This window comes from Leptothrix mechoopdaensis (SeqCode), assembly GCF_053893855.1.
Genome location: NZ_CM132699.1, coordinates 4,567,012 through 4,592,028 on the forward strand (window position 1 = coordinate 4,567,012; position 25,017 = coordinate 4,592,028).

Here is a 25,017-nt window from a genome sequence, read left to right on the forward strand (position 1 = left end):
CCTGCCGCCCGGTGTGCCGGCCCGGCCCCGATGGGCCGGCCGGTCTCGCCTGACCAGGCCCGCGCGGGTCGCGTGCGTGGTCAGTCGAGCTACCCGTCATCCGATTCCCAGAAGGCCCACGACATGTCCACCCGTCAACGTTTTCCCGCCCTGAACCTGCTGGTGCGCGGCATGCGCGCCGCCCTGCTGGTCGGCGCCGCCGTCATCGCCCCGCTGGCCGATGCGGCCGACGCCACCGAAGCCGCCGTCGCCCCGCTCGCCACGCTCAAGGACAAGACCAGCTACGCCACCGGCGTGATGACGGCCCGCAACCTGCTGAAGAACGAGGTGCCCTTCGACGTCGAGCTGCTGGTCCAGGGCCTGCGCGACGCCATCGCCGGCGGCCCCATCCGAATGGACGAGAAGGAGCTGAAGGTCGTGCTGCAGTCGATGCAGGCCGACATGCAGCGCCACCTGTCCAACGACCTGCGCGTCAAGGCCAGCCTGAACCAGGAGAAGGGCAAGATCTTCCGCACCGACTACGCGAAGAAGGCCGGCGTCGTGCAACTGCCCGGCGAGCTGATGTACCGCGTCGTCGAGGCCGGCAAGGGCGACAAGCCGACCGAGCTGAGCAAGGTCGTCGTCAAGTACCGCGGCACGCTGATCGACGGCACCGAGTTCGATGCCACGCCCGAAGGCAAGACCGTCACGCTCAAGCTGACCGACGTCATCACCGGCTGGCGCGAGGCGCTCAAGCGCATGCCCGCCGGTTCGACCTGGGAGGTGGTGGTGCCGCCGACCATGGCCTACAGCAACCGCGGCGCCGGCCCGATCGGCCCGAACGAGACGCTGGTGTTCTCGATCACGCTGGTCGCGCTGGTTGAGTGAACGGCAACCGATCCCGAACCGCATCGTGAACCCCCTGCACACGCTCATGGCCACGCGGCCCGCGCCGTTGCGGCGCCTGGCCGCCGGCCTGCTGCGGCTGGCCGCCATCGCCGCGCTGGTCGCACCCGGCGCACCGCTGCGGGCGCAGGCCGCCGAGCCGGGCGCCACGGCCGCGCCGTCGACGCTGGCCCTGCCGGCCGCCAACCAGCGCGCCCGCGAGGAACGCCAGCGCCTGAGCGCGCGGGTCTGGCGCGCGGACGGATCGGCCGAGGCGCTGGCCGACCCGGTGCCCGGCCTGTCGAGCGATCCGGCCGTGATCGAGCAGGGGCGCCGCCTCTACCGCGATGGCCTGCGTGCCGACGGCCGGCCGCTGCAGGGCGTGCGGCTGGACGGCCAAGTGGCCCTGAGCGGTGCCGCCGCCGCCTGCGTGCTGTGCCATCGCGGCAGCGGCCTGGGCGCGGTCGAGGGCAGCAACCAGGTCCTGCCGATCACCGGCCGCTACCTGTTCGACCAGGACCGCCGTGCCGTCACCCAGATGAACCTGCGCGCCCGCAAGGCGATGAGCCCGCGCCACGAGCCCTACACGCTGGAGACGCTGGCCCGCGCGCTGCGCAGCGGCATCCACGAGAGCGGGCGCGAGCTCGACCCGCTGATGCCGCGCTACACGCTGTCCGATGCCGAGGTGCGCGCGCTGGCGAGCTACCTGCGCGGCCTGTCCAACCGCTGGTCGCCGGGTGTCACCGACCACCAGCTGCAGATCGCCACCGTCATCACGCCGGACGTCGACCCGCGTCGCCGCCGGATCTTCCTGGACACGCTCAACGCCATCGTCGAACAGAAGAACGGCAACATCGTCCACGGCCAGCGCAGCATGTCCAGCGGCGCCGAGATGGTGCTGCAGACCGATCGCCAATGGCGCCTGCACGTGTGGGAGCTGAGCGGCCCGGCCGAGACCTGGCAGGCCCAGCTCGACGCGCAGCTGCAGCGCCAGCCGGTCTTCGCGATCACCTCCGGCCTGGGCGCCGGCAGCTGGTCACCGGTCCACCGCTTCTGCGAACGCCAGCAACTGCCGTGCTGGTTCCCGAGCGTGGCGGCGGTGCCGCCCGAGAGCGAGAACGGCGGCTACAGCCTCTACTTCTCGCGCGGCGTGGGCCTGGAGGCCGATGCGCTGGCGCTGGCCCTCGCGGCCGAGGTGCGCCAGGGCCGTCGACCCGGCCAGGTGCTGCAGGTGCTGGCCGACGCCGACGTGCGGCACGCGGCCGGTGAGCCGCTGGCCGAACAGCTGGGCGCCGCCGGCATCGCCTCGCGCACCGTGAACACGGTGACGGCCGGCGGCGACACGGCGGTGCTGCGCGCGGCCCTGTCGACGCTGAAGTCCGGCGACCGGCTGGTGCTGTGGCTGGCGCCGCAGCAGCTCGCCGCGCTCGACGGCATCGCCCTGCCGGCCGGTGTCACCGTCTATGCCTCGGCAACGCTGGGCGGCGGCGAGCGCCCGCCCGTCCCGGCGGCCTGGCGCAGCGCGCTGCGCGTGATCTCGCCCTACCAGCTGCGCGAGCGCCGCGAGCGTGGCCTGACCTACTTCCGCGAGTGGTTCAACGTGCGCGGCGTGAAGGTCGAGGATGAGCTGCTGCAGTCCGAGATCTACTTCGCGATGAGCTACTTCAACGACACGGTCGTGGAGATGCTGGACAACGTCCACCGCGACTACCTGATCGAACGCGGCGAGAACATGCTCAGCCTGCGCGAGTCGGCCAAGGCCGAGGACGAGGCCCGCGAGCTGTCGCTGACACGCCAGCACGCCGTGCCCGCCAGCAGCCGCCCGCTGCGCCAGATGGCGTCGCGGCCGATGGTGCCGCGAGCCGGCGCCCGCGGTGCGCAGCCGATGGCGCCGGCGCCGGCCGAACCCGACGAGTCCCGCGCCGCTCCGGCGTCCGCGCCGGAAGGCACCTCCGTCTATCCCCGGCTCAGCCTCGGCCCGCAGCAGCGCCATGCCAGCAAGGGCGCCTACATCCTGCGGGTCGATGGCGCCGAACCGGTTGTCGAGACCGACTGGGTCGTGCCCTGAGGCGACGACCCGCCCGTAAAACCATTTTTTCCCCCTCCCGCACCCCACCCGCCGGCCCGTGTGCCGGCCCCACCCAGGAACCACCACCATGAAGAAGACCCTGCTGATCGCCGCCGTCCTGGCGCTGCCCCTGTCCGTGTTCGCCGCCGATGGCGGCAAGCGCGGCGAACGCGAGGAAGGCGTCAAGGCCGCCGCTGCGGCATCGGCCCCGGCCGAGGCGGCCCACCACAAGGCCAAGGACCCGGTCGCCGTGGCCCAGCACCGCGACGCGCAGATCAAGGAAGTGCGCAGCGCCAAGGAGCGCGGCAGCCGCATGGGCGCCTGCCGCAAGGAAGCGCAGGACCAGGGCCTGGGCGACGCCGACATGAAGCAGGCCATCGCGGACTGCCTCAAGCGCGGCCAGTGACCCTCAGGGCTCCGTTCGAGGCGTGTCCTCTGGCGTTCCGGGTGGCGGCAGTGGCTGCACGGAACCCGGCGCCAGAGGACGTGCGCCCCGCAGCGTGCGGGGCACCACGTTGGGCACGCCCGGCATCGCCGGGTTGAAGCCCTGCGGCGGCGCGGCCGGCCGGACGGCGGCGGCGCGGTTCTCCGGCCCGTCCACCTCGGCCAGCACCGCGTCGTCCGGCGCGGCGGGCGAGATGCCCCAGGGACGCGCATGGATGCGCGTGTCCGTGCCGCTGTCGAAGGCCCGTTCGCGCGCCGTCGACGGGTCTTCCCGACGCAGGATGTGCGGCGTCACCGACAGCATCAGCTCGGTGTCGCCGAGGTCCTCGTTGTCGTGACCGAACAGCCGCCCGGCCACCGGCAGCGTCGCCAGGCCCGGCAGGCCGGTGCTGGACGAGCGGTCGCGCCGGCTGATCAGGCCCGCGAGCCACTGCGTCTCGCCATCGCGCAGCCGCATGCTGGTCTGCGCGTTGCGCGTGCCGATCTGGTAGGCCTGGCCGCTCGCGGTCGCGATGGTCTGCGCGATCCGGCTGATCTCCAGGTCCAGCTTGAGCGAGACCTCGTCGTCGCCGTGGATGCGCGGCTCGACCTCGATCTTCAGGCCGACGTCGATGTACTGGACCGAGCCGGTCAGCGTCGCGGCGGACGCGGCCGTGTTGGTGCCGCCCGCGCCGCCATTGCCCGCTGGCGAGGCGGCCGCGACCAGCGTCGTCGTGATGCTCGGCACCTTGTCGCCCACCATCACGCGGCCCTTCTCGCGATCGCGCACGCGCACCCGGGGTGATGCCAGCACCGAGCCGTCGACGTCCTGCCAGCGCAGCTTCAGGCTGGCCGCCAGCGGCGTGAAGTTCCAGCTGTCGCGGCCGGCCGCACGCCAGCCGCCGACCGTGCCGGGGGCCAGGCTCAGTGACAGGCCTTCGGGCCAGGTGATGCCCAGGTCGCTCAGGCGCTGGCGGCTGACCTCGACGACCTCGAAGTCGACCATCACGTCGCCGCCGGAGCGGTCGTTGGTGCGGATCAGCTGCTCGGCCAGCGCCAGCCGCTCGGGCGTGTCGCGCAGCACCAGCGCGTTGCTGCGCACCTCGGCCACCATCGCCGGGTTCTTCAGCATCGTCTTGACCAGCGCGCCCATCGCGGCGGCATCGGCATGCCGGATCGGCACCACGCGCACCTGCAGCAGCTCGTACTCCATGCGCTTGGCGGGCGTGTCCGGGAACATCACCAGCGTGCGAGCGTCGATCGGGCGCATCGCCAGCTGCTGGGTCGCCATCACCAGGTCCAGCACCTCGCGCACGCTGGCCTGCTCGACGAACAGCGTCACCTTCAGCTCGCGGCCGACGGCGTTGTCCAGGTTCAGGCGCAGGCCGGTGCTGCGCTCCAGGCTGTCCAGCGCCAGGCGCAGTGGCACGTCGCGCAGGCGCAGCGTCAGGCGGCTGTCGAGGATGCGGGTGTCGAGCGCCTCGCCCCGGGCCGGTGCGCCCGCCAGCACCAGCAGGCCCGCCAGCGTCGCCAGCAGGCGGCCGCGCCAGCGCTGGCGTGGGGAGCGGGTCCGGTCGATCGGGGACATGGGCAGGGCGACGGCGCGAGTACGGGAACGGGACGGAAGCGGGATCGGCGATTGTCCGGGCAGGCCGCGATGCCGGAAGCGCCGGGCGGACTGCCTGCCCGCCCCTTCAAGGCAGTTTCACACGGGCCCCGCGACGGGTTGCAGGCTGGCCACCGGCTCGGGCGCCAGCAGCGTGCCGTCGCGCAGGCCGCGCCAGGTCGCCAGCAGCAGGCCCAGCACGACCAGCGAGGTCGCCGCCAGCATCAGCGGCCCGAACACCGCCATCGGGCTGCCCGGGCGGGCCAGCGTCAGCGTCAGCGCGGTGAAGGCTGCCAGCGGGAAGGACATGCCCCAGTGCGGCAGGCCGAAGGGCTGGGCCAGGATGCGCGCCGACTGCGTCAGCACCCACGCCAGCGTGAACAGGCTGACGCCCCAGCAGCCCCAGCCCAGCGCGGTCGGCGCGCCGGCCTGCAGCAGCACCAGGCCGATGACGGCCGGCGGCGTGATCAGGATCAGGTTGCTCGGCATCAGCCGGTCCGGCCACGGGCCGTGGACCGCCACGCGCACCAGCATCAGCGTCAGCAGCACCGGCCAGAACAGCACGCCGATGCCGAACTGCGCCATCGCCCAGTCGCCATGCCCCAGCCCGAGTCCGGCCAGCGGCGGCACCACGTTGCCGACCACCGGGATCAGCAGCGCCGGGGTGAAGACCGGCCAGTGCAGGCCGCCGGGCTGGTTGCCGCGCCACCAGCGCGTCAGCGTCCACAGCGTCGCCAGCCACAGGCCGATGCTGCCGGTCCACCAGGCCACGTCGATGACGGCGCGCAGCAGCGGCGCGTCCTCGCGGCCCGGGTGCAGCAGCGCCCAGGCCAGCGTCGCCAGCAGCAGCAGCGCGGCGGGCATCGCGGCCATGAAGACATGCCGCACGGGATGGGCCCGGTCGGCCGCCCAGGCCTGCGGATGGCGGCGCAGCCGCAGCACGCTGGCGACGGCCAGCACCGCGAAGACCACCAACGCCAGCACGCCGGCCAGCCCGGCGATCGGCCCGGTCAGCTCGCCCATCAGCGGCTCGGCGCGCAGCCAGGCCAGGCCCAGGCCGCACAGGCCCATGACGATCGAGAACCAGGCGGGGGCCAGGTGTTGAAGGGCGTTGGGGCGGGCGGTCATGGTCGGCGGGAAGGCGGTTTGGAGGCGGCGGAAAGGCGTCGGGAAGGCGAAAACCATAGCAGCAGAAAAATGTCGCCGTCCGATGGACTGAAACGCGGCGCGGCGGTGTTTCCCGCATGTCACCCTCGACACCTGGAGATCACCATGACCGCGATGAACCCGATCCGCCCGGCCCTGCGCCGCCTCGTCCTGTCCGCTGCCGTGCTGGCCGCCGCCGCGACGCTGGCCGCCTGCGGCTCGATGTCCGCGATGCACGCGGCGCATCACCCGGCACCCGCCACCAAGATGGACGGCATGCTGGTCGGCGCCAACCAGATGACGCTCTACACCTTCGACAAGGACGCCGTCGGCACCGGCAAGAGCGTCTGCAACGGCCCTTGCGCCAACAACTGGCCGCCGCTGATGGTCAGCGGCTCGGCCATGCCGATGGGCGACTGGAGCATCGTCACCCGCGACGACGGCGCCAAGCAGTGGGCCTACAAGGGCGCGCCGCTGTACTACTGGGTCAAGGACATGAAGCCGGGCGACAAGACCGGCGACGACTTCAACAAGGTCTGGCACGTCGCCCGGCCGTGATGCCGGCCTGACCTGCCACCGCGCGCCCGCCCGTCCCGATGTCCCTGCTCGACGACGCCCTGCCGCACCTGCCGCGCCTGCGCCGCCATGCGCGGCTGCTGTGCGGCGACGCGACCCGGGCGGACGATCTCGTGCAGGACACGCTCGAACGGGCCGCCCGGCAGGCCTCGCACTGGACGCCGACGGCCGACCGCGCCGGCTCGCTGCGGGCCTGGCTGCTGACGCTGATGCACCACCTCTACCTCAACCAGCTGCGCGCGCTGCGACCGCATCTGCACGAGGTCTACGACGCCGATCTGCACGATGCCGGCCATGAGCCGGCGGCGCTGTGGCAGACCCGGCTGGACCTCGAACGGGCGCTGGCGCAGCTGACGCCGGCCGCCCGCGAGGTGCTGCTGCTGGTCGGCGTCGAGGAGCTGTCCTACGAGGAATCCGCCGCCGTGCTGGGCGTGCCGGTCGGCACCGTGATGTCGCGGCTGGCGCGTGCGCGCGAGCGGCTGCGCAGCCTGATGGCCGAGCCCGACCGGCGCGGCCGACCCGCCACCGGCGGCGCCCCGGCGCTGCGCGTCATCAAGTGAACGACCGAAGCTGAAGCGATGGACAAGCGACCGCCCCCGATCGACGCCACGACGCTGCACGCCCTGGTCGACGGCCAGTTGCCGCCGGCCGAGGCCGAACACATCACCCGATTGCTGCAGGACCAGCCCGAGGCCGCCGCCGACGTGGCCGACTGGCGCGCCCAGCGCGACGGCCTGCGCGCGCTGCACGCCGGGCTGCTCGACGAGCCGGTGCCGGCGCGGCTGCTGGCGGCGCTGTCGCCTGCGGCCACCGAGGAGCCGCCCGCCACCCGGAAGCGGACGCCCGACGCGCCTGCCCATGCGCCTGCCCACACGCCCGGCCGCGCCGCGCTGGCGCTGGCCGCGTCGGTGCTGCTGGCGGTCGGCATCGGGCTGGGCTGGACCTGGCGCGGCGGCGTGCCTGCGACGCCCGATCGGCTGGCCCGCACCGAGCCGACGCCGGCCTTCGTGCGCGATGCCGGTGTCGCCCATGTGCTCTACGTGCCCGAGCAGCGCCACCCGGTCGAGGTCGGCGCCGAGCAGCAGCAGCACCTCGTGCAATGGCTCAGCAAGCGGCTCGGCCAGCCCTTGCGCGTGCCGGTGCTGGTCGAGCAGGGCTGGACCCTGGTCGGCGGCCGGCTGCTGCCCGCCGGCGAGGCGGATCCGGGTGACGGCAGCGGCGCGCTGGCCCGCGCCCAGTTCATGTACGAGGGGCCGGGCGGTGCGCGGCTGACGCTGTATGTCGCCGTCACGCCGGTGTCTGGCGGGTCGGACCGGGCCGGCGCCACCGCCTTCCGGCTCGGCGCGACGCCGGGCGCGCCGGCTGGCCAGGCGGTGCCGCGCAGCCTCTACTGGGTCGACGGCCAGCTGGGCTACGCGCTGACCGGCACGCTGTCGGCCGAGGCGCTGCTGACGCTGGCGCAACAGGTGCATCGCCAGCTGGCCGGCTGAAGCCGGCAGGGATGAACCCGGGGGCAGCCGGGAAGCCGGTCGATGGCAAACTCGCCGACCGTCCACGCGGTGCCGGTCGCCGTCGCTGGCGAAGTCCGGGACCCGCCGCGGTCCAACCCCGTCCCACCAGGAGTCTTCACGATGCAGACCCGTCGCGAGATGCTCGGCCGCAGCGCCGCCGTCGCCGCCATGCTCGGCAGCCTGGGCCTGTTGCCCGGCACCGCCCAGGCCGCCTGGGCCACCACCGCCTTCGAGGCGAAGAACCTGGCCGATGCGCTGAAGGCACTCGGTGCCGGCGCACCGGTCGAGAGCAAGGAAGTCACGCTGCAGGCGCCCGACATCGCCGAGAACGGCGCCGTCGTGCCGCTGGGCTGTTCGACCAACCTGCCGGGCGCACGCCGCCTGCTGCTGCTGGTCGAGAAGAACCCGGCCGCGCTGTGCGCGGTGTTCGACGTCAGCGAGTCGATCGACGCCAGCGTCAACACCCGCGTGAAGATGAGCCAGACCTCCAACGTCTACGCCGTCGCGCTGATGGCCGACGGCAAGGTGCTGTACGCGGCCAAGGAAGTGAAGGTCACGCTGGGCGGCTGCGGCGGCTGAGGCCGCTGAGCACACGTCCCACGCCCGCGCTCGCACCCGACAACACCGCATTCCAGGAGCATTCCCATGGCAGACCCGATGCGCATCCGCGCCCAGGCCACCGGCGACAAGGCCACCGTCCGGATCCTGATGAGCCACGAGATGGAGACCGGCCAGCGCAAGGACGCGGCCGGCAAGGTCATCCCGGCGTGGTTCATCCAGGAGGTCAGCGCCAGCCACAACGGCAAGGTCGTGCTGACGGCCCAGTGGGGCCCGTCGATCGCGAAGAACCCGTTCCTGCAGTTCAACATCAAGGGCGCCAAGAGCGGCGACAAGGTGTCCGTGACCTGGCTCGACAACCGGGGCGACCGTCGCACCGACGAGGCCCTGATCGTCTGAGGAGACTCGTGATGACGCATCCGATCCGCCTGGGCGCGTTCGCCCTGGCGCTGGCCGCTGCGGCGGGCGCCGCGATGGCGCAGAAGTCCACCGCCGACGGCATCGCCGAGTACCGCCGCATGCTGGAAGACGGCAACCCGGCCGACCTGTTCGAGGCCAAGGGCGAGGACCTCTGGACCCAGAAGCGCGGCCCGAAGAACGCCACGCTGGAAGCCTGCGACCTGGGCAAGGGTCCGGGTGTCGTCAAGGGCGCCTTCGTCGAGCTGCCGCGCTGGTTCGCCGACACCGGCCGGGTGCAGGACCTCGAATCGCGCCTGGTCACCTGCATGGCCACGCTGCAGGGCTTCAACGCCGACGAGATCGCGCGCACGCCGTTCGGTCGTGGCGAGATGGCCAACGTCACCGCGCTGGCGACCTGGGTGGCGGCCTCGTCGCGCGGCCTGCGCTTCAACCTGCCGACCGCCCACGCCGAGGAACGCCGCACCTACGAGCTGGGCAAGCGCGCGTTCTTCTACCGCGGCGGCTCGCACGACTTCGCCTGCGCGACCTGCCACGGCGTCGATGGCCAGCGCATCCGGCTGCAGGACCTGCCCAACCTGACGAAGAACCCCGGCGACGGCATCGGCTACGCGGCCTGGCCGGCCTACCGCGTCAGCAACGGCCAGATGTGGAGCATGCAGCTGCGCCTGAACGACTGCTTCCGCCAGCAGCGCTTCCCGTACCCGGGCTTCGGCTCGGAGGTGACGATCGCGCTGTCGTCCTACATGGGCGTCAACGCCCGCGGCGCGGTCTCGATCGCGCCGTCGATCAAGCGCTGAGGAGCGGACCCGATGTCGAAGCTGCCGACCAAGATGACGACGAACCTGGCGATCACGTGGCTGGCGATCACGTGGCTGGCATTGGCGGCTCTCGCTGGCTGCGCCACCGGCCCGAGCCCGGCCGAGCTGGACCGCCAGGCCGCCGCGATGATGAAGGCCTCGTTCCGCGACGAGGGCATCGCCCGGGTCGACCGGCTGGACCAGGACCTCGCCAACCAGGCCTGTACCGAAGCTGGCACCGGCACGCCGCCGCCGGCGGTCACGAAGGCGATCGAGGCGGCCGGTCTGGCGAGCGTCAAGCCACCGACCGATGGCCGCTACCTGGGCGACTGGAAGGCCGGTGAACGGCTCGCCCAGAGCGGTCGCGGCATGACCTGGACCGACGCCAGCGCGGCGGCCAAGGACAACGGCGGCAATTGCTACAACTGCCACCAGATCAGCCGCGAGGAGATCGCCCACGGCACGATCGGGCCGAGCCTGCTGAACTACGGCCGGCTGCGCGGCGTCAGCGATCCGACCAGCGCCGAGGCCCGTCCGGTGGTCGAGTACACCTGGGGCAAGCTGTGGAACGCGCGGGCCTACAACGCCTGCTCGCAGATGCCGCGCTTCGGGCACAAGGGCCTGCTCGACGAGCAGCAGCTCAAGGACCTGATGGCGCTGCTGCTCGACCCGAAATCGCCGGTCAACCAGTGAGCCTGCCCCGGCGCGACTTCCTGCAGGTGCTCGGCGCGGCCGCCGCCGCCGGGCTGCCGCTGGCACGCCATGCCGAGGCCGATGCGGCCACCGCGCAGCAGGGGCTGTACGACACGAAGCCGTTCGGCAACGTCAGCTTCCTGCACATGACCGACTGCCATGCGCAGCTGCTGCCGATCCACTTCCGCGAGCCCGGCGTCAACCTGGGCATCGGCTCGATGCAGGGCCAGCCGCCGCACCTGGTCGGCGAACAGCTGCTGCGCCGCATGGGCGTGCGGCCCGGCACCGCACTGGCTCACGGACTGAGCCACCTCGACTTCGAACGCGCCGCGCGCCGCTACGGCCGCGTCGGCGGCTTCGCGCAGCTGCGCACGCTGGTGCGGCAGCTGCGGGCCGAGCGACCGGGCGCGCTGCTGCTTGATGGCGGCGACACCTGGCAGGGTTCGGCGACCGCCCTGTGGACCCGCGGCCAGGACATGGTCGACGTCTGCAAGCTGCTGGGCGTCGACATCATGACCGGCCACTGGGAGTTCACGCAGGGCATGGCGCGGGTGCAGGAGATCGTCGAACGCGACTTCGCCGGCCAGGTCGACTTCATCGCCCAGAACGTCAGCACCGCCGATTTCGGCGACCCGGTCTTCAAGCCCTGGGTGATGCGCACGATCAACGGCGTGCCGTGCGCCATCGTCGGCCAGGCCTTCCCCTACACGCCGATCGCGAACCCGCGCTACCTCGTGGCCGACTGGCGCTTCGGCATCCAGGAGGAAAGCCTGCAGGCCAGCGTCGACGAGGCCCGCGCCCAGGGCGCGCAGGTGGTCGTGCTGCTGAGCCACAACGGCATGGACGTCGACCTGAAGCTGGCCAGCCGGGTGCGCGGCATCGACGCGATCTTCGGCGGCCACACGCACGACGGCGTGCCGCTGGCCATCCCGGTGAAGAACGGTGGCGGCACGACGCTGGTGACCAATGCCGGCTCGAACGGCAAGTTCCTCGGCGTGATGGACTTCGACGTCGGCGGCGGCCGGGTGCGCGACTTCCGCTACCGGCTGCTGCCGGTGTTCGCCGACCAGATCGTGCCGGACGCCGAGATGAGCGCGCTGATCGAGAAGATCCGCGCCCCGCATGCCGCGAAGCTGGCGCAGACGCTGGCCGTCAGCGACGGGCTGCTGTACCGGCGCGGCAACTTCAACGGCAGCTGGGACCAGCTGATCTGCGATGCGCTGATGGCCGTGCAGGACGCCGAGATCGCGTTCTCGCCGGGCTTTCGCTGGGGCACCACGCTGCTGCCCGGCCAGGCCATCACGCGCGAGCGGCTGATGGACCAGCTGGCGACGACCTACTCCTGGGCGACCGTCACGCCGATGACCGGCGAGGCCCTGAAGACGGTGCTCGAAGACGTCTGCGACAACCTCTTCAACCCCGACCCGTACTACCAGCAGGGCGGCGACATGGTCCGCGTCGGCGGGCTGACCTACAGCTGCAGCCCGAACGAGGCGATGGGCCGGCGCATCGGCGACCTGCGCCTGAACGGCAAGCCGATCGAGGCCGGCAAGACCTACCGCGTCGCCGGCTGGGCGCCCGTCGCCGAGGAGGCCCGCGACGCCGGCCTGCCGATGGTCTGGGACGTCGTCGAGACCTGGCTGAAGTCGCAGCGCGGGCGCGTCACGCCGCGCCGCATCAACACGCCGCGCCTGATCGGCGTGGACCGCAACCCGGGGCTCGGCTGAGGCCGCGCCCGACCACGAAGGACACGTCATGAACGCCATGCCGAACCTGATCCGCCACCTGCGGCACGTCGCCCTGACGCTGCTGCTGGCCGTCTCGGCCGGCGGCGCCTGGGCGCAGGACCTCGTCGTCTATCACATCGCCGATGCGGCGGCGCAGGCGCTCGGCGGGCTGCGCAACGTCAAGAACCACCTCGACACCGACCCGAGCGCGAAGATCACCGTGGTCACGCACGGCCTGGGCGTCGACTTCCTGATGCAGGACGCGATGGACCGCAACGGCAACCCCTACGAGATCGCGGTGCAGCAGCTGGTCGCGCGCGGCGTGACCTTCGAGGTCTGCGAGATCACGCTGCAGAACCGCAACCTCAAGCGCAGCCAGTTCATCGCCGAGGCCGGCTTCACGCCGTCCGGCGTCGTGCGGCTGGCCAAGCTGCAGAAACAGGGCTACGCCTACATCCGGCCATGAGGCGGCCCGGGTCGATGCTGGCCGCCGCGCTGGCGGCCCTGACCGCCCTGACGGGCCTGGGCGCGGCGACGTCGTCCCGTGCCGCCGGCAACGCCGCTGCCGTGCCGTCGGCCCCGTGGCGCGATTGCGAGGCCGTGCATTGCCCCTGGCTGGTGACCCTGCCGGCCGGCAGCTTCCTGATGGGCTCGCCCGAGAAGGAACCGGCGCGGCTGGTCGACGAAGGTCCGCAGCGCCGCGTCACGGTGGCGCCGGTCGCGATCGGCCAGCATGAGGTGACCTTCGCGCAATGGGACGCCTGCGTCGCGGCCGGCGGCTGTCCGGCTCAGCCGCGCGACCAGGGCTGGGGGCGCGGCGACCGGCCCGTCATCCACATCGACTTCGAGCGCGCGCAGCGTTTCGTCGCCTGGCTGTCGGGTGTCACCGGCCAGCGCTACCGCCTGCCCAGCGAGGCCGAGTGGGAATACGCCGCCCGCGCCGGCACCACCACGCCGTTCGGGCTGGGCGAACGCATCGACCCGTCGATCGTCAACATGGCCGGCGGCTTCACCTACAACGGCAGCGTGCGCGGCATCGACCGCCAGCGCACCGTGCCGGTCGGCAGCCTGCCGGCCAACGCATGGGGCCTGCACGAGATGCATGGCAACGTGCTGGAGTGGACGGCCGACTGCTGGCACGACGACTACCGCGGCGCCCCGAAGGACGCGCGGGCCTGGCTGAAGGGCTGCAGCCAGCCCGACCGCCACGTGCTGCGCGGCGGCAGCTGGTACGACCGCGCCAGCGACCTGCGTTCGGCCTTCCGGGGCGGCATCTACCCCGGCAACGAACCGGCGACCGGCCTGCGCGTGGCGCGCGAACTCAAGCCCTGAGCGGCGCCGGCGCGGTCTCCGATCCGGCCGGCGTGATGGCCTGCAGCCAGCGCCGGTCGTGATCGGCGAGGTAGTTCTCGGCGTGTTCGATCATGAAGTAGCGGAACGCCTCGGCCGCCGGTGACAGCACCTTGCTCTGCAGGTGCACCACGTTCCAGGTCCGGATGATGGGAGTGCCGACCGCCGCGACCAGCTCCAGCAGACCCGCCTGCAGCTCCAGGTGCAGCGTGTGCAGCGACAGGAAGCTCAGGCCCATGCCGGCCATCACGGCCTGCTTGATGGTCTCGTTGCTGGGCATCTCCATGGCGATGCGCGGCTCGACGCGCTGCTCGGCGAAGTAGCGGTCCATCAGCGCGCGCGTGCCCGAGGCGCCTTCGCGCGCGATCAGCACATGGCTGGCCAGCGCGGCGGCCGGCGGGTGGCCGACACGCAGGATCGGGTGGCCGGGCGGCGCCACGAACACGTGCGGATGGGCCGCGAACGGCTCGGCCCGCGTCGCCAGCTCGCGCGGCGGGCGACCCATGATGGCCAGGTCGCATTCACCGTTCTCCAGCAGCGTCACCAGCGCGTCGCGCGTGGGCGTGACCTGCAGGCGCAGGTCGACACCCGGGTGCTCCAGCCGGAAGTCCGCCAGCAGGCGCGGCACGAAGTACTTGGCGGTGCTGACCATGCCGACCGTCAGCAGGCCGTCCTCCAGCCGGCGCAGCCGCGCCATCGCGTCCTCGGCCTCCTTCAGCACCGCCAGCAGGCGGCGGGCGTAGACCAGGAAGTACTCGCCGGAGGTCGTCAGCACGACCTTGCGGCCCTGCCGGTCGAACACGGGCAGGCCGAGCATGTCCTCCATCTCCCGGATCTGCTGGGTCACGGCCGGCGGGGTGACGTGCAGCTCTTCGGCAGCGCGGGCGAAGCTGCCGAGCCGGGTCACGGCGACGAAGGCGCGCAGCTGTCGGATCGAGACGTTGAGCAAAGTTTTCCTTAGTCGACCGCAAACAATTCGCGAATTTACTGAAGTGTGACGCATCCCTAACCTGCGGTCTCGCCTTGTCCAACCGCTGTCCAGCAGCTGGAACAAGGGCCCCGGACACCACAGACCAGGAGACCGTCACCGTGAACACTGCAGTCGACACCGGCGTCATCACCGACGCGAAGAAGCGCTACAGCGCAGGCGTCCTCAAGTACCGCCAGATGGGCTACTGGGATGCCGACTACGTGCCCAAGGACACCGACACGTTGTGCCTGTTCCGCATCACCCCGCAAGATGGGGTCGACCCGATCGAGGCGGCTGCGGCGGTGGCCGGCGAGTCGTCGACGGCGACGTGGACCGTGGTCTGGACCGACCGCCTGACGGCCTGCGACAGCTACCGCGCCAAGGCCTACAAGGTCGAGCCGGTGCCCAACAACCCGGGCCAGTTCTTCGCCTGGGTGGCCTACGACATCATCCTGTTCGAGGAAGGCTCGATCGCCAACATCACCGCCAGCCTGATCGGCAACGTCTTCAGCTTCAAGCCGCTGAAGGCCGCCCGGCTGGAGGACATCCGCATGCCGGTGGCGCTGGTCAAGACCTTCAAGGGCCCGCCGACCGGGCTGGTGGTCGAACGCGAGCGGCTCGACAAGTTCGGCCGCCCGCTGCTGGGCGCGACGACCAAGCCGAAGCTGGGCCTGTCGGGCCGCAACTACGGCCGCGTGATCTACGAGGGCCTCAAGGGCGGTCTCGACTTCATGAAGGACGACGAGAACATCAACTCGCAGCCCTTCATGCACTGGCGTGACCGTTTCCTCTACGTGATGGATGGCGTCAACAAGGCCAGCGCCGCGACCGGCGAGGTCAAGGGCAGCTACCTGAACGTGACCGGCGCGACGATGGAAGACATCTACGAGCGCGCCGAGTTCGCCAAGGAGCTGGGCTCGGTCGTGATCATGGTCGACCTGATCATCGGCTGGAGCGCGATCCAGTCGATCGGCAACTGGGCCCGCAAGCACGACATGATCGTGCACATGCACCGCGCCGGGCACGGCACCTACACGCGGCAGAAGAACCACGGCGTGTCCTTCCGCGTCATGGCCAAGTGGCTGCGCCTGGCCGGCGTCGACCACCTGCACACCGGCACGGCGGTCGGCAAGCTCGAAGGCGATCCGATGACGGTGCAGGGCTACTACAACGTCTGCCGCGACAGCCACACGAAGCAGGACCTGCCGCGCGGCCTGTTCTTCGACCAGGACTGGTGCGACATGAAGAAGGTCATGCCGGTGGCCTCCGGCGGCATCCACGCCGGCCAGATGCACCAGCTGATCGACCTGTTCGGCGACGACGTGATCCTGCAGTTCGGCGGCGGCACGATCGGCCACCCGGCCGGCATCCAGGCCGGTGCGGTCGCCAACCGCGTCGCGCTCGAATGCATGGTCAAGGCCCGCAACGAGGGTCGCAACATCCAGGTCGAAGGCCCCGAGATCCTCCGCAAGGCGGCCCAGTTCTGCACGCCGCTGAAGCAGGCGCTCGATACCTGGGGCGAGATCAGCTTCAACTACGCCAGCACCGATACCAGCGACTACGCGGTCACGCCGTCGACGTCCGCCTGATCACCGAGCCGAAGGAGACAAGCCATGCTCACGAACCCCACCGGCCGCATCACGCAAGGCCAGTTCAGCTTCCTGCCCGAGCTCACCGACGACGAGATCGCGATGCAGATCCAGTACGGCCTCGACAAGGGCTATGCCTGGAGCGTCGAGTACACCGACGACCCGCACCCTCGCAACACCTACTGGGAGATGTTCGGCATGCCGATGTTCGACCTGCAGGACGCGGCCGGCGTGATGCTGGAACTGCAGCAGTGCCGGGCCACCTTCCCGAAGCACTACATCCGGCTGATGGCCTTCGACTCGACCCGCGGCATCGAGTCGATCACGATGAGCTTCATCGTCAACCGCCCGCCGGAAGAAGCCGGCTTCGGCCTGGTGCGGCAGGAAATCGGTGGCCGCTCGATGCGCTACACCGTCCACAGCTACGCCACCGACCGCCCCGAAGGCCAGCGGTACTGAAACCGTCTGACGTCCGGAGCAGCCGATGAACACGCCTCTCTACGCGATCCCGGGTCAGCGCGCCGCGCTGGCCGAGACGTCTGCGGTGACGTCCGCCGCGCCCGCGACGGCGGTCGACACCGACCCGCTGTCGCGCGCCCGCAGCGTTGCCGAGGTGCTGGCGCACAGCCAGGTCGAGTCGGTCATGGACATGCTCGACCGCGACCTGGTGGGGCTTGCGCCGGTCAAGCAGCGCATCCGCGACATCGCCGCGCTGCTGGTGATCGACCGGCTGCGGCGCAACCTCGGGTTGGCGGCGCAGGCGCCCAGCCTGCACATGTGCTTCACCGGCAACCCGGGCACCGGCAAGACGACCGTGGCCATGCGCATGGCGGAGATCCTTCACCGGCTCGGCCACTGCCGCAAGGGCCATCTGGTCGCGGTGACGCGAGACGACCTGGTCGGCCAGTACATCGGCCACACGGCGCCCAAGACCAAGGAAGTGCTGAAGAAGGCGATGGGCGGCGTGCTGTTCATCGACGAGGCGTATTACCTCTACCGGCCCGAGAACGAGCGCGACTACGGGCAGGAGGCGATCGAGATCCTGCTGCAGGTGATGGAGAACCAGCGCGACGACCTGGTCGTGATCCTGGCGGGCTACCAGGACCGCATGGACACCTTCTTCCAGTCCAACCCGGGCCTGAGCTCGCGCATCGCGCACCACCTCGACTTCCCCGACTACAGCGTGCCCGAGCTGCTCGACATCAGCGGCCACATGCTGGCGGCGCAGCACTACCGCTGGGGCGACGGCGCGCGCGAGGCCTTCGACGACTACCTGCAGCGGCGCAGCCGCCAGCCGCATTTCGCCAATGCCCGCAGCGTGCGCAACGCGCTCGACCGGGCCCGGCTGCGCCAGGCCAGCCGCCTGTTCGCGCAACGCGACCGGGTGCTCGGCGAGGCCGACCTGTGCACGCTGGACGTGGCCGACATCCGCGCCAGCCGGGTGTTCCAGGCCGGCAGCTGAATCGACAACGACAACGACACGAGGAGACCGACATGACCCTGTCCAACCGCAGCACGCTGACGCAGTACCTGATCGAGCAGCGCCGCCGCTTCCCGTCCGCCAGCGGCGACCTCAACGCGCTGGTGCTGGAGGTGGCGCTGGCCTGCAAGTCGATCGCCCGTTCGGTGGCCTTCGGCGAGCTGGGCGGGGTGATGGGCGACGCATCGGTCGACGCGGCGCAGGGCGGGGCGGTCAACGTCCAGGGCGAGGTGCAGAAGAAGCTCGACGTGCTCAGCAACGAGGTCTTCGTGCGCATGAACGAATGGGCCGGGCATCTCGCCGGCATGGCCTCCGAGGAGATGGAGGCGCCGTGCCAGATCCCGGCGCAGTACCCGCGTGGCAAGTACCTGCTGGTGTTCGACCCGCTGGACGGCTCCAGCAACATCGACGTCAACGTGTCGGTCGGCAGCGTGTTCTCGATCCTGCGCGCGCCCGAGGACGTCATCGCCTCCGGCCGCGACGTGGTCGAGGCCGACTTCCTGCAGCCCGGCGCCGCGCAGGTCGCCGCCGGCTACGCGATCTACGGCCCGACGACGATGCTGGTGCTCAGCGTGGGCAACGGCGTGGCCGGCTTCACGCTGCATCCGAACCTGGGCGAGTTCGTGCTGACGCACCCGGACATCCAGGTGCCGCCGGACACGCGCGAGTTCGCGATCAACGCGTCCAACAGCCGCTTCTGGGAACCACCGGTCAAGCGCTACGTCGACGAGTGCCTGGCCGGCGCGACGGGGCCGCGCGGCAAGGACTTCAACATGCGCTGGATCGCCAGCATGGTCGCCGAGGCGCACCGCATCCTGATGCGCGGCGGCGTCTTCCTGTACCCGCGCGACACCAAGGATCCGAGCAAGCCGGGCCGGCTGCGCCTGCTCTACGAGGCCAATCCGATCGGCTTCATCATGGAACAGGCGGGTGGACGTGCGTCGACCGGCCGCCAGCCGGTGCTGGGCGTCAAGCCCACGGGCCTGCACCAGCGCATCGGGCTGGTGTTCGGCTCGCGCCACGAGGTCGAGCGCATCGAGCGCTACCACCACGAGCCGGTCAAGAACGACTTCAACACGCCGCTGTTCGCCGAGCGGTCCCTCTTCAGGGACTGACGAGGGACACAGGCCGGCCATCGCGCCGCCGCACCACAGAACCACAAGACCCAGACAGGACCCAGGAGACACCATGTCCGAGCGCCATCCGATCATCGCCATCACCGGTTCGTCCGGCGCCGGCACCACGTCCGTGACACGGACCTTCGAGAACATCTTCCGGCGCGAGAACGTCACCGCCGCCGTCATCGAGGGCGACAGCTTCCACCGCTACGACCGGCTCGAGATGAAGAAGCGCCAGGCCGAGGCCGAGCGCGACGGCAACCGCAACTTCAGCCACTTCGGCCCCGAGAACAACCTGTTCGCCGAGCTGGAGCAGCTGTTCCGCTCGTATGGCGAGACCGGCACCGGCATGCGTCGCAAGTACCTGCACAACGCCGAGGAAGCCGCCCCGTACCGGCAGGATCCGGGCACCTTCACGGCCTGGGAGGAGATCCCCGGCGGCACCGACCTGCTGTTCTACGAGGGTCTGCACGGCGCGGTCGTGACGCCCGAGGTCGACATCGCCCGCCACCCGGACCTGCTGATCGGCGTGGTGCCGGTCATCAACCTGGAGTGGATCCAGAAGCTCTGGCGCGACAAGAAGCAGCGTGGCTACAGCACCGAGGCGGTGACCGACACGATCCTGCGGCGCATGCCCGACTACGTGAACTACATCTGCCCGCAGTTCACCCACACCCACGTGAACTTCCAGCGCGTGCCCTGCGTGGACACCAGCAACCCGTTCGTGGCCCGCGACATCCCGTCGGCCGACGAGAGCATCTGCGTGATCCGCTTCGCCAACCCGAAGGGCATCGACTTCCCCTACCTGCTCAACATGATCAACGACAGCTTCATGTCGCGCGCCAACACCGTCGTGGTGCCGGGCGGAAAGATGGAGCTGGCGATGCAGCTGATCTTCACGCCCTTCATCTGGCGAATGATGGAGCGGCAGCGCAAGCACAGGCTCATGGACTGAGCCACCGCCCACCGACTTCACCTACCGACGCCACCCTTCGTCTTCCTCCTTCTCGACCGGGAACCCGCTGCATGAACGCCCCGCTGAACCTCACCACCGACATGGCCAACGCGTTGCGCGCGCTGGCGATGGATGCCGTCCAGAAGGCCAACTCCGGCCACCCCGGTGCGCCGATGGGCATGGCCGAGATGGCCGTCGCGCTGTGGGGCCGGCACCTGCGCGTCAACCCGGCCGATCCGGGCTGGCCGGACCGCGACCGCTTCGTGCTGTCCAACGGCCATGCGTCGATGCTGCTGTACGCGCTGCTGCACCTGAGCGGCCATGCCCTGACGATCGACGACCTGAAGGCCTTCCGCCAGCTGCACAGCCGCACGCCAGGGCACCCGGAGGTCGGCATCACCCCGGGCGTCGAGACCACCACCGGCCCGCTCGGCCAGGGGCTGGCCAACGCGGTCGGCATGGCGCTGGCCGAGAAGCTGCTGGCGCAGGCCTTCAACCGGCCCGGCCACGCCATCGTCGACCACCGCACCTATGTCTTCCTCGGCGACGGCTGCCTGATGGAGGGCATCAGCCAGGAGGCGATCTCGCTGGCCGGCGTCTGGGGCCTGAACAAGCTGATCGCGCTGTACGACGACAACGGCATCTCGATCGACGGCCCCGTGCAGGGCTGGTTCGCCGACGACACCGCGCTGCGCTTCAAGGCCTGCGGCTGGAACGTCATCGGCACGGTCGACGGCCATGACGTGGCCGCCGTCGATGCGGCCATCGCCCAGGCCCGCCAGAGCGCCGAGCGGCCGACGCTGATCATCTGCAAGACCCGCATCGGCCAGGGTTCCCCGAAGCGCGCCAACACCGCCAAGGCCCACGGCGAGCCGCTGGGCGCCGACGAGATCGCCGCCACGCGCGCGGCGATCGGCTGGCCGCATGCGCCGTTCGAGATCCCCGAGCCGGTGCGCAGCGCCTGGGACCTGCGCGGTCGCGGCGCCGCGCTGCAGCGCGACTGGACCGCCCGGCTGGCGGCCTACCGCGAGGCCCATCCGGCACTGGCCGCCGAGCTGGAACGGCGCCTGTCGGGTCGTCGCCCGATCGACTTCGAGGACGTCGTCTTCAGGACCATCACGGACTTCGCGCGCGGCGCAGAGACGGTCGCCAGCCGCAAGGCCTCGCAGCAGGTGCTGGCCGCGCTGGGCCCGGCCCTGCCCGAGCTGATCGGCGGCAGCGCCGACCTGACCGGCTCCAACCTGACCGACTTCCCCGGCAGCGGCGCGGTCAAGGGCGGCAGCTTCGAGGGTCGCCATGTCCACTACGGCGTGCGCGAGTTCGGCATGGCCGCCGCGATGAACGGCCTGGCGCTGCACGGCGGCTTCATCCCGTATGGCGGCACCTTCCTGACCTTCAGCGACTACAGCCGCAACGCCATCCGCATGGCCGCGCTGATGAAGCAGCAGGTCATCCACGTCTTCACGCACGACTCGATCGGGCTGGGCGAGGACGGCCCCACACACCAGCCGGTCGAACACGCGGCCAGCCTGCGGCTGATCCCGAACCTGGACGTCTGGCGGCCGGGCGATGCGGCCGAGACCGCCGTGGCATGGGCTCATGCGCTGAGCCAGCGCGACCGGCCGAGCGCGCTGCTGCTGAGCCGCCAGAACCTGGCGCCGCAGACCCGAACGCCCGAGCAGGTGGCCGAGGCGCATCGCGGCGCCTACGTGCTGAGCGACCGGGCCGGCGCCCGCGCCGTGCTGATCGCCAGCGGCTCCGAGCTGGGTCTGGCGATGACCGCGCAGCAGCACCTCGACGCGATGGGCCTGCCGGTGCGCGTCGTCTCGATGCCGTCCAGCAGCGTGTTCGACCGCCAGGACCTGCGCTGGCAGCAGGCCGTGCTGGGCGATCCGCGCCTGCCGCGCTTCGGCATCGAGGCCGGCATCTCGCGCTTCTGGCGCCAGTACGGCTGCGTCGACGCGCTGGGCGTGGACAGCTTCGGCGAGTCCGGCCCCGGTCCTTCCGTCTATGCCCACTTCGGCCTGACCGTGCCGGCGCTGGTGGCACGTGTCCAGGCCTGGCTGGATCAGGAGAGCACCCATGAACACGCCTGAATGGCCGGTCGAGGCGGTCAGCTTCGATCTGGACGGCACGCTGATCGACACCGCCGGCGAGATCGCGGCGGCGGTCAACGCGACGCTGGCCGAGTTCGACGTCGCGCCGCGCACCCAGGCCGAGGTCACCGCGCTGATCGGCGACGGCCTGCGCGCGCTGATGCTCAAGCTGATGGCCCGCCTGCTGCTGGACCAGCCGGCGCTGGCCGACCGGCTGCGGCCCGAGGCCGCACTCGCCAGCCTGGAACGTCACTATGCGCTGCGGGTCGGCTGCAGCGCACGCGCCTACCCCGGCGCGGCCAGCGCGCTGCAGGCGCTGCGCTCGGCCGGCGTGCGCACCGCCTGCGTCACCAACAAGGACGGTCGCCACGCCCGCATGCTGCTGGAGGCCACCGGCCTGATCGAGCACCTCGACCTGGTCGTCGCCGGTGACACCCTGCCGCACCGCAAGCCGCACCCCAGCGTGCTGCGCAGCGCGGCCGCCTGGCTGGGCGTGGCGCCGCACCGGCTGGCCCATGTCGGCGACTCGGTCACCGACCTGCAGGCCGCCCGCAATGCCGGCGCATCCGACTGGGCCGTGCCGCATGGCTACAACGGCGGCGAGCCGATCGCGGCCGCGTCGCCGGGCCGGCTGTTCGACGACCTGCCCGCCGTCGCGACCTTCGTGCTGGCCGGGCATGCGAGCGACAGGCTCGCGGCCTGAGCCACTGCCGGCCCCACGCACACACCTCAACCTGTTTCCGGAGTGCCCCGCATGGCCCTGATCTCGCTGCGACAACTGCTCGACCACGCCGCCGAACGCGGCTACGGCGTGCCCGCCTTCAACGTCAACAACATGGAGCAGATCCACTCGATCATGCAAGCCGCGCAGGCCACGCGCAGCCCGGTGATCCTGCAGGCCTCGGCCGGGGCGCGGAAGTACGCCGGCGAGGCCTACCTTCGGCACCTCGTGCTGGCCGCGATCGAGACGCACCCGGACATCCCCGTCGTGCTGCACCAGGACCACGGCGCGTCGGCGGCGGTCTGCGTGCAGGCGATCCGCTCGGGCTTCTCCAGCGTGATGATGGACGGCTCGCTGCGCGAGGACGCCAAGACGCCCGCCAGCTACGACTACAACGTGCAGGTCACGGCCGATGTCTGCCGCATCGCCCATGCGGTGGGCGTGTCGGTCGAGGGCGAACTGGGTTGCCTGGGCTCGCTGGAGACCGGCACGGCTGGCGAGGAGGACGGCGTCGGCGCCGAGGGCCAGCTGAGCCATGCGCAGATGCTGACCGACCCGGCCGAGGCACGCGACTTCGTCGCCCGCACCGGCGTCGACGCGCTGGCCATCGCGATCGGCACCAGCCACGGTGCCTACAAGTTCACCCGCCAGCCGACCGGCGACATCCTGGCGATCGACCGCATCGCCGCCATTCACGCGGCGGTGCCCGACACCCACCTCGTGATGCACGGCTCGTCGAGCGTGCCGCAGGAATGGCTGGCGCTGATCCGCGAGTACGGCGGCGACATCGGCGAGACCTACGGCGTGCCGGTCGAGGAGATCGTGCGCGGCATCCGCAGCGGCGTGCGCAAGGTCAACATCGACACCGACATCCGACTGGCGATGACCGGCGCGATGCGGCGCAGCTTCGCGCAGCAGCCGTCGGAGTTCGACCCGCGCAAGGCGCTGCAGGCGGCGACCCAGGCCGCGCGCGGCATCTGCGAGGCGCGCTTCCAGGCCTTCGGTTGCGAAGGCCAGGCCGACCTGATCAAGCCGGTGTCGCTCGACCGCATGGTCGTGCGCTACCGCTGAGCCCGGCGCGGCACGGGGCCCATCGCATGGCCGGCAAGGACGGGCTGCGCGCGCTGCTGTGGGACGTCGACGGCACGCTGGCCGAGACCGAGCGCGACGGCCATCTCGTCGCCTTCAACGCGGCCTTCGTCGAACTCGGCCTGCCGTGGCGCTGGGACGAGCGGCGGTATGCCGCGCTGCTGCGCATCACCGGCGGGCGCGAGCGGCTGCTGCACGACATGGCCGATCGGGACGACGCGCCCGCCGATCCGGCCGAGCGGGACGCGCTGGCGCGTGCGCTGCACACGATCAAGAACCGGCGCTATGCCGAACAGGTCGACGCCGGCCTGGTGCAGCCGCGCCCCGGCGTGCTGCGGCTGATCACCGAGGCGCGCGAGGCCGGCGCGCTGCAGGCCATCGTCACGACGACCAGCCGGGCGAACGTCGACTCGCTGCTCGGCCGCATGCTGGGCCCGGGCTGGCACGACACCTTCGCGGCCTGCGTCTGCGGCGAGGACGTCGAACGCAAGAAGCCCGATCCGCAGGCGCACCGGCTGGCGCTGGCGCGGCTGGGCTTGCCGGCTCGGCAGGGGCGTCAGGGGGTTCAGGGGATTCAGGGGATTCAGGCGCTGGCGCTGGAGGACAGCGAGGTCGGCCTGCAGGCCGCGCGCGCTGCGGGCGTCGACGTGCTGCTGACGCCGAGCGTCTTCTTTCCGGCCACGCCTGCCAGCCGGGCGGCGGCCTGGGCCACCTGCGTCGACCTCGACCAGGGCGGCCCGATGTTTTCGGGGGCAGTGAGCTGGGCGGGCCTGTGCGAGCAGGCCGGCTGCAGAACACTGCCGGGACGCGCCTGAAGCCGGGGGGACCGGCGCGGCGACGTTCCGTTGGCACGGCAGGGCGCCCGGGTGGCGTCCTGCCGTTTTTTTGCTCAGCGCACCTTGCCGAGCAGCGTCTGCATGTCGTCGAGCATGCTTTCGAGCACCGGCGTCTGCTCGTCGTTCATGCCCAGGCGCTGGGTCAGTTCCTGCTGCATGAAGCAGACGGTCATGCGCACGTAGGCGCTGTCGAGCGCCTTGCGCACCGCCGCCATCTGGCTGGCGATGTCCATGCACGACTCGCCGCCTTCGATCATCCGCTGGATGCCGCGCAGCTGGCCTTCGGCCCGCTTCAGGCGGTTGAGCAGGTCGGTCCTGGCGCTTTCGTCCTGCAGTTGGGCCATGGCGCGGTCCTCCAGTTCGTTCAGTCCGTGTTCAAGGTTGGGCATTTTCCATGCTCCGTCGCGTCCCGCGAACGTTTGCG

At 71.3% G+C, this 25,017-nt stretch carries 26 protein-coding genes; 22 read left to right on the forward strand and 4 right to left on the reverse strand.

What is annotated here, in order from left to right; translation table 11 throughout:
* Window positions 1-123: 123 nt before the first annotated feature.
* The 3 genes from ACWA7K_RS19950 to ACWA7K_RS19960 all read left to right on the forward strand — a co-directional run bounded on the left by ACWA7K_RS19950 (window position 124) and on the right by ACWA7K_RS19960 (window position 3,338).
* A complete protein-coding gene (locus ACWA7K_RS19950) occupies window positions 124-867 on the forward strand; it encodes an FKBP-type peptidyl-prolyl cis-trans isomerase (RefSeq protein ID WP_456163585.1) in 744 nt (247 codons plus the stop codon).
* Window positions 868-892: 25 nt separating this feature from the next.
* A complete protein-coding gene (locus tag ACWA7K_RS19955; RefSeq protein WP_456210239.1) occupies window positions 893-2,932 on the forward strand; it encodes a cytochrome C in 2,040 nt (679 codons plus the stop codon).
* 88 nt (window positions 2,933-3,020) lie between these two features.
* A complete protein-coding gene (locus ACWA7K_RS19960) occupies window positions 3,021-3,338 on the forward strand; it encodes a hypothetical protein (RefSeq protein WP_456163589.1) in 318 nt (105 codons plus the stop codon).
* A gap of 3 nt (window positions 3,339-3,341) precedes the next feature.
* Here the strand turns inward: ACWA7K_RS19960 and ACWA7K_RS19965 are convergent, their stop codons facing one another.
* Window positions 3,342-4,943, reverse strand: a complete 1,602-nt coding sequence (locus ACWA7K_RS19965; RefSeq protein ID WP_456163591.1) for a type II secretion system protein GspD — start codon at window positions 4,941-4,943, stop codon at window positions 3,342-3,344.
* Between the two features lie 117 nt (window positions 4,944-5,060).
* A complete protein-coding gene (locus ACWA7K_RS19970) occupies window positions 5,061-6,089 on the reverse strand; it encodes an SLAC1 anion channel family protein (RefSeq protein ID WP_456163593.1) in 1,029 nt (342 codons plus the stop codon).
* A gap of 153 nt (window positions 6,090-6,242) precedes the next feature.
* Here ACWA7K_RS19970 and ACWA7K_RS19975 point away from each other — a divergent pair, with 153 nt between their 5' ends.
* The 10 genes from ACWA7K_RS19975 (at window position 6,243) to ACWA7K_RS20020 (ending at window position 13,721) form a co-directional block, all read left to right on the forward strand.
* Window positions 6,243-6,665, forward strand: a complete 423-nt coding sequence (locus ACWA7K_RS19975; RefSeq protein WP_456168881.1) for a COG4315 family predicted lipoprotein — start codon at window positions 6,243-6,245, stop codon at window positions 6,663-6,665.
* A 38-nt stretch (window positions 6,666-6,703) separates the two neighbouring features.
* A complete protein-coding gene (locus ACWA7K_RS19980) occupies window positions 6,704-7,243 on the forward strand; it encodes an RNA polymerase sigma factor (protein ID WP_456163595.1) in 540 nt (179 codons plus the stop codon).
* An 18-nt stretch (window positions 7,244-7,261) separates the two neighbouring features.
* Window positions 7,262-8,173 carry an anti-sigma factor family protein gene (locus ACWA7K_RS19985; protein ID WP_456163597.1) on the forward strand — a complete coding sequence of 304 codons (912 nt, stop codon included), beginning with the start codon at window positions 7,262-7,264 and terminating at the stop codon, window positions 8,171-8,173.
* A 141-nt stretch (window positions 8,174-8,314) separates the two neighbouring features.
* Window positions 8,315-8,773 (forward strand): thiosulfate oxidation carrier protein SoxY, encoded by a 459-nt coding sequence (soxY, locus tag ACWA7K_RS19990; RefSeq protein ID WP_456163599.1) that lies wholly within the window; start codon window positions 8,315-8,317, stop codon window positions 8,771-8,773.
* 66 nt (window positions 8,774-8,839) lie between these two features.
* Window positions 8,840-9,151, forward strand: coding sequence for a thiosulfate oxidation carrier complex protein SoxZ (soxZ, locus tag ACWA7K_RS19995; RefSeq protein ID WP_456163601.1), 312 nt, complete (start codon window positions 8,840-8,842; stop codon window positions 9,149-9,151).
* Window positions 9,152-9,162: 11 nt separating this feature from the next.
* Window positions 9,163-9,969, forward strand: coding sequence for a sulfur oxidation c-type cytochrome SoxA (gene soxA / locus ACWA7K_RS20000; protein ID WP_456163603.1), 807 nt, complete (start codon window positions 9,163-9,165; stop codon window positions 9,967-9,969).
* Between the two features lie 33 nt (window positions 9,970-10,002).
* Window positions 10,003-10,662 carry a sulfur oxidation c-type cytochrome SoxX gene (soxX, locus tag ACWA7K_RS20005; protein WP_456168883.1) on the forward strand — a complete coding sequence of 220 codons (660 nt, stop codon included), beginning with the start codon at window positions 10,003-10,005 and terminating at the stop codon, window positions 10,660-10,662.
* The gene (soxB, locus tag ACWA7K_RS20010) at window positions 10,659-12,389 is read left to right on the forward strand and encodes a thiosulfohydrolase SoxB (protein WP_456163605.1); all 1,731 of its coding nucleotides are present in this window, start codon (window positions 10,659-10,661) and stop codon (window positions 12,387-12,389) included. The genes soxX and soxB overlap by 4 nt, the downstream gene beginning before the upstream one ends.
* A gap of 28 nt (window positions 12,390-12,417) precedes the next feature.
* Window positions 12,418-12,855 carry a DsrE family protein gene (locus tag ACWA7K_RS20015; RefSeq protein WP_456163607.1) on the forward strand — a complete coding sequence of 146 codons (438 nt, stop codon included), beginning with the start codon at window positions 12,418-12,420 and terminating at the stop codon, window positions 12,853-12,855.
* Window positions 12,852-13,721 (forward strand): formylglycine-generating enzyme family protein, encoded by an 870-nt coding sequence (locus ACWA7K_RS20020; RefSeq protein ID WP_456163609.1) that lies wholly within the window; start codon window positions 12,852-12,854, stop codon window positions 13,719-13,721. Before ACWA7K_RS20015 ends, ACWA7K_RS20020 begins: the two co-directional genes overlap by 4 nt.
* Here ACWA7K_RS20020 and ACWA7K_RS20025 read toward each other — a convergent pair.
* Window positions 13,711-14,688 (reverse strand): LysR family transcriptional regulator, encoded by a 978-nt coding sequence (locus ACWA7K_RS20025; protein ID WP_456163611.1) that lies wholly within the window; start codon window positions 14,686-14,688, stop codon window positions 13,711-13,713. The genes ACWA7K_RS20020 and ACWA7K_RS20025 overlap by 11 nt on opposite strands.
* Window positions 14,689-14,828: 140 nt before the next feature.
* Between ACWA7K_RS20025 and ACWA7K_RS20030 the strand changes: the two genes are divergently transcribed.
* The 9 genes from ACWA7K_RS20030 (at window position 14,829) to ACWA7K_RS20070 (ending at window position 24,572) form a co-directional block, all read left to right on the forward strand.
* Window positions 14,829-16,298 (forward strand): form I ribulose bisphosphate carboxylase large subunit, encoded by a 1,470-nt coding sequence (locus tag ACWA7K_RS20030; RefSeq protein WP_456163613.1) that lies wholly within the window; start codon window positions 14,829-14,831, stop codon window positions 16,296-16,298.
* A gap of 24 nt (window positions 16,299-16,322) precedes the next feature.
* A complete protein-coding gene (locus ACWA7K_RS20035; RefSeq protein ID WP_456163615.1) occupies window positions 16,323-16,757 on the forward strand; it encodes a ribulose bisphosphate carboxylase small subunit in 435 nt (144 codons plus the stop codon).
* A gap of 25 nt (window positions 16,758-16,782) precedes the next feature.
* Complete coding sequence (gene cbbX, locus ACWA7K_RS20040) at window positions 16,783-17,760, forward strand: CbbX protein (RefSeq protein WP_456163617.1); 978 nt, start codon at window positions 16,783-16,785, stop codon at window positions 17,758-17,760.
* 32 nt (window positions 17,761-17,792) lie between these two features.
* Window positions 17,793-18,893 (forward strand): class 1 fructose-bisphosphatase, encoded by a 1,101-nt coding sequence (locus tag ACWA7K_RS20045; protein WP_456163619.1) that lies wholly within the window; start codon window positions 17,793-17,795, stop codon window positions 18,891-18,893.
* 73 nt (window positions 18,894-18,966) lie between these two features.
* Window positions 18,967-19,851 (forward strand): phosphoribulokinase, encoded by an 885-nt coding sequence (locus ACWA7K_RS20050; protein WP_456163620.1) that lies wholly within the window; start codon window positions 18,967-18,969, stop codon window positions 19,849-19,851.
* 71 nt (window positions 19,852-19,922) lie between these two features.
* Window positions 19,923-21,947, forward strand: a complete 2,025-nt coding sequence (tkt, locus tag ACWA7K_RS20055; protein ID WP_456163622.1) for a transketolase — start codon at window positions 19,923-19,925, stop codon at window positions 21,945-21,947.
* Entirely contained in the window at window positions 21,934-22,650 is a 717-nt protein-coding gene (locus ACWA7K_RS20060) for an HAD-IA family hydrolase (protein ID WP_456163624.1), read from the forward strand. Before tkt ends, ACWA7K_RS20060 begins: the two co-directional genes overlap by 14 nt.
* 51 nt (window positions 22,651-22,701) lie before the next feature.
* Window positions 22,702-23,739, forward strand: a complete 1,038-nt coding sequence (fba, locus tag ACWA7K_RS20065) for a class II fructose-bisphosphate aldolase (RefSeq protein ID WP_456163626.1) — start codon at window positions 22,702-22,704, stop codon at window positions 23,737-23,739.
* A 26-nt stretch (window positions 23,740-23,765) separates the two neighbouring features.
* Window positions 23,766-24,572, forward strand: a complete 807-nt coding sequence (locus tag ACWA7K_RS20070) for an HAD family hydrolase (protein ID WP_456163628.1) — start codon at window positions 23,766-23,768, stop codon at window positions 24,570-24,572.
* A gap of 74 nt (window positions 24,573-24,646) precedes the next feature.
* Here the strand turns inward: ACWA7K_RS20070 and ACWA7K_RS20075 are convergent, their stop codons facing one another.
* The gene (locus ACWA7K_RS20075) at window positions 24,647-24,937 is read right to left on the reverse strand and encodes a metal-sensing transcriptional repressor (protein ID WP_456163630.1); all 291 of its coding nucleotides are present in this window, start codon (window positions 24,935-24,937) and stop codon (window positions 24,647-24,649) included.
* Window positions 24,938-25,017 lie beyond the last annotated feature (80 nt).

What these genes read in the sequence shown, in the direction of transcription:
- ACWA7K_RS19950 (WP_456163585.1), top strand. Translation starts at nt 124, where the DNA reads ATGTCCACCCGTCAACGTTTTCCCGCCCTGAACCTGCTGGTGCGCGGC.
- ACWA7K_RS19960 (WP_456163589.1), top strand. Translation starts at nt 3,021, where the DNA reads ATGAAGAAGACCCTGCTGATCGCCGCCGTCCTGGCGCTGCCCCTGTCC.
- ACWA7K_RS19965 (WP_456163591.1), bottom strand. Translation starts at nt 4,943, where the DNA reads ATGTCCCCGATCGACCGGACCCGCTCCCCACGCCAGCGCTGGCGCGGC.
- ACWA7K_RS19970 (WP_456163593.1), bottom strand. Translation starts at nt 6,089, where the DNA reads ATGACCGCCCGCCCCAACGCCCTTCAACACCTGGCCCCCGCCTGGTTC.
- ACWA7K_RS19975 (WP_456168881.1), top strand. Translation starts at nt 6,243, where the DNA reads ATGAACCCGATCCGCCCGGCCCTGCGCCGCCTCGTCCTGTCCGCTGCC.
- ACWA7K_RS19980 (WP_456163595.1), top strand. Translation starts at nt 6,704, where the DNA reads ATGTCCCTGCTCGACGACGCCCTGCCGCACCTGCCGCGCCTGCGCCGC.
- ACWA7K_RS19985 (WP_456163597.1), top strand. Translation starts at nt 7,262, where the DNA reads ATGGACAAGCGACCGCCCCCGATCGACGCCACGACGCTGCACGCCCTG.
- soxY (WP_456163599.1), top strand. Translation starts at nt 8,315, where the DNA reads ATGCAGACCCGTCGCGAGATGCTCGGCCGCAGCGCCGCCGTCGCCGCC.
- soxZ (WP_456163601.1), top strand. Translation starts at nt 8,840, where the DNA reads ATGGCAGACCCGATGCGCATCCGCGCCCAGGCCACCGGCGACAAGGCC.
- soxA (WP_456163603.1), top strand. Translation starts at nt 9,163, where the DNA reads ATGACGCATCCGATCCGCCTGGGCGCGTTCGCCCTGGCGCTGGCCGCT.
- soxX (WP_456168883.1), top strand. Translation starts at nt 10,003, where the DNA reads ATGACGACGAACCTGGCGATCACGTGGCTGGCGATCACGTGGCTGGCA.
- ACWA7K_RS20015 (WP_456163607.1), top strand. Translation starts at nt 12,418, where the DNA reads ATGAACGCCATGCCGAACCTGATCCGCCACCTGCGGCACGTCGCCCTG.
- ACWA7K_RS20020 (WP_456163609.1), top strand. Translation starts at nt 12,852, where the DNA reads ATGAGGCGGCCCGGGTCGATGCTGGCCGCCGCGCTGGCGGCCCTGACC.
- ACWA7K_RS20035 (WP_456163615.1), top strand. Translation starts at nt 16,323, where the DNA reads ATGCTCACGAACCCCACCGGCCGCATCACGCAAGGCCAGTTCAGCTTC.
- cbbX (WP_456163617.1), top strand. Translation starts at nt 16,783, where the DNA reads ATGAACACGCCTCTCTACGCGATCCCGGGTCAGCGCGCCGCGCTGGCC.
- ACWA7K_RS20045 (WP_456163619.1), top strand. Translation starts at nt 17,793, where the DNA reads ATGACCCTGTCCAACCGCAGCACGCTGACGCAGTACCTGATCGAGCAG.
- ACWA7K_RS20050 (WP_456163620.1), top strand. Translation starts at nt 18,967, where the DNA reads ATGTCCGAGCGCCATCCGATCATCGCCATCACCGGTTCGTCCGGCGCC.
- tkt (WP_456163622.1), top strand. Translation starts at nt 19,923, where the DNA reads ATGAACGCCCCGCTGAACCTCACCACCGACATGGCCAACGCGTTGCGC.
- ACWA7K_RS20060 (WP_456163624.1), top strand. Translation starts at nt 21,934, where the DNA reads ATGAACACGCCTGAATGGCCGGTCGAGGCGGTCAGCTTCGATCTGGAC.
- fba (WP_456163626.1), top strand. Translation starts at nt 22,702, where the DNA reads ATGGCCCTGATCTCGCTGCGACAACTGCTCGACCACGCCGCCGAACGC.
- ACWA7K_RS20070 (WP_456163628.1), top strand. Translation starts at nt 23,766, where the DNA reads ATGGCCGGCAAGGACGGGCTGCGCGCGCTGCTGTGGGACGTCGACGGC.
- ACWA7K_RS20075 (WP_456163630.1), bottom strand. Translation starts at nt 24,937, where the DNA reads ATGGCCCAACTGCAGGACGAAAGCGCCAGGACCGACCTGCTCAACCGC.